Origin of the sequence: Galbibacter sp. PAP.153, assembly GCF_037029175.1 — a bacterium.
GTDB classification, from domain to species: Bacteria; Bacteroidota; Bacteroidia; order Flavobacteriales; family Flavobacteriaceae; genus Galbibacter; species Galbibacter pacificus.
On sequence record NZ_JAZEUN010000052.1, the window covers coordinates 1 to 1,644 of the forward strand.

1 protein-coding gene is annotated in these 1,644 nt (G+C 37.3%); it reads left to right on the plus strand.

What is annotated here, in order from left to right:
• Positions 1-81: 81 nt before the first annotated feature.
• Positions 82-1,629: an IS1634 family transposase gene (locus UXI14_RS17965; RefSeq protein ID WP_335967344.1), complete on the plus strand. Its 1,548-nt coding sequence runs from the start codon at positions 82-84 to the stop codon at positions 1,627-1,629.
• Positions 1,630-1,644 lie beyond the last annotated feature (15 nt).

Consider the following 1,644-nt stretch of genomic DNA (forward strand, 5'->3'; position numbering starts at 1 on the left):
CTGACTTCGACATAAACATACCTTTAAAATTATAATGCTCTAATTGTCAGTTATCAAGGGTCTTTTTGATTTAAATTTTGGGTGACCCAGCTCTATTTTTTAGTAATTTTGAACGTGTTTGTTCGAAAAAAGAAAAATAAAAGCGGAGTTGTTAGTGTACAGGTAATCGCTAAAGTCAATGGTAAATCTAAATTATTACAGACTATCGGCAGTTCCGCAGACTTAATTAAAATCGAGAAACTGGTTCAAAAGGGCCATAACTTCATTAAAAGCTATAATGATCAGCAAGTTTTAAATTTTAGTGATACCAAATCGGTTTATAAATCAGTATTTAGTTCGGTCAGCTCACATACAGAAATAGGAACGGAAGCCTTACTTGGAAGCATTTTCAATGAAATAGGTTTTGCTAAAATAGCAGATCCTTTATTTAAATATTTAGTATTTTCTAGGCTTATTCAGCCGGTAAGTAAACTTAAGACCACAGAATACCTTTTCCTTTACAAGGAGATAGAAATCTCTCCTCAGCAGATCTATCGCTATTTGGATAAGCTGCATTCTACGCAAAAGGAACTGGTGCAACAGATCAGTTATGAGCACACCAGAAAGATTCTCAAGGATGATATTCGTGTGGTGTTTTACGATGTGACCACCCTTTATTTTGAGATTGACCAGGAAGATGAACTTCGCAAGACGGGTTTCTCCAAGGAAGGCAAGCATCAAAACCCTCAGGTTGTATTAGGACTACTGGTGAGTAAGAATGGGTATCCGTTGGCTTATGAGGTTTTTGAAGGCAATAAGTTTGAAGGCCATACGATGCTTCCGGTGATTGATGCCTTTAAAAAGAAGTACAACTTAGCGCAACTGGTAGTGATTGCCGATAGTGGACTACTCTCTAAAAATAATGTGGAAACCCTGCAAGAGCAGGGGTATGAGTTTGCCTTAGGTGCTCGGATAAAAAATGAAGCTCACAGGATCAAAGAAAAGATATTGGCTCTTGATTTAAGCAATGGCGAAAGCGCGGTAATCAGAAAAGGAAATTTAAAGCTGATTATTACCTATTCCGATGACAGAGCCAAGAAAGACCGTTACAATCGGGAAAAAGGTCTGAGAAAGCTTGAGAAACAGATACGAAGGGGGAAGCTTACCAAATCCAATATCAACAACCGGGGCTACAATAAATTTTTAAAGCTTGAAGGGGAAATAACAGTGGCCATAGATACCGAAAAACTCAAGCAGGATAGCCGATGGGACGGGCTTAAAGGATATCTGACCAATGCTAAATTGAACAAAGATCAGATTATTGAAAACTACCAACATCTCTGGCAGATTGAAAAAGCTTTTCGAGTTTCAAAATCTGATTTACGGATAAGACCCATTTATCACAGGCTTCAAAGACGCATAGAGGCTCATATATGCATCTCCTTTGTAGCCTATAAAGTCTATAAAGAACTGGAACGACAGCTATATGAGAAAAAAGCGGAGATCAGTGTCAATAAAGCCATTGAAATTGCTAAAACTATATATCAAATAACAGCCGAAATGCCAGACGGCACAAAATTAAAACACCTATTAATAACAAATGAAAAGCAAAAAAAATTAATTGAATTATTCCATGAAAATTTTGGGTGACCCAGTGTCGAAGTC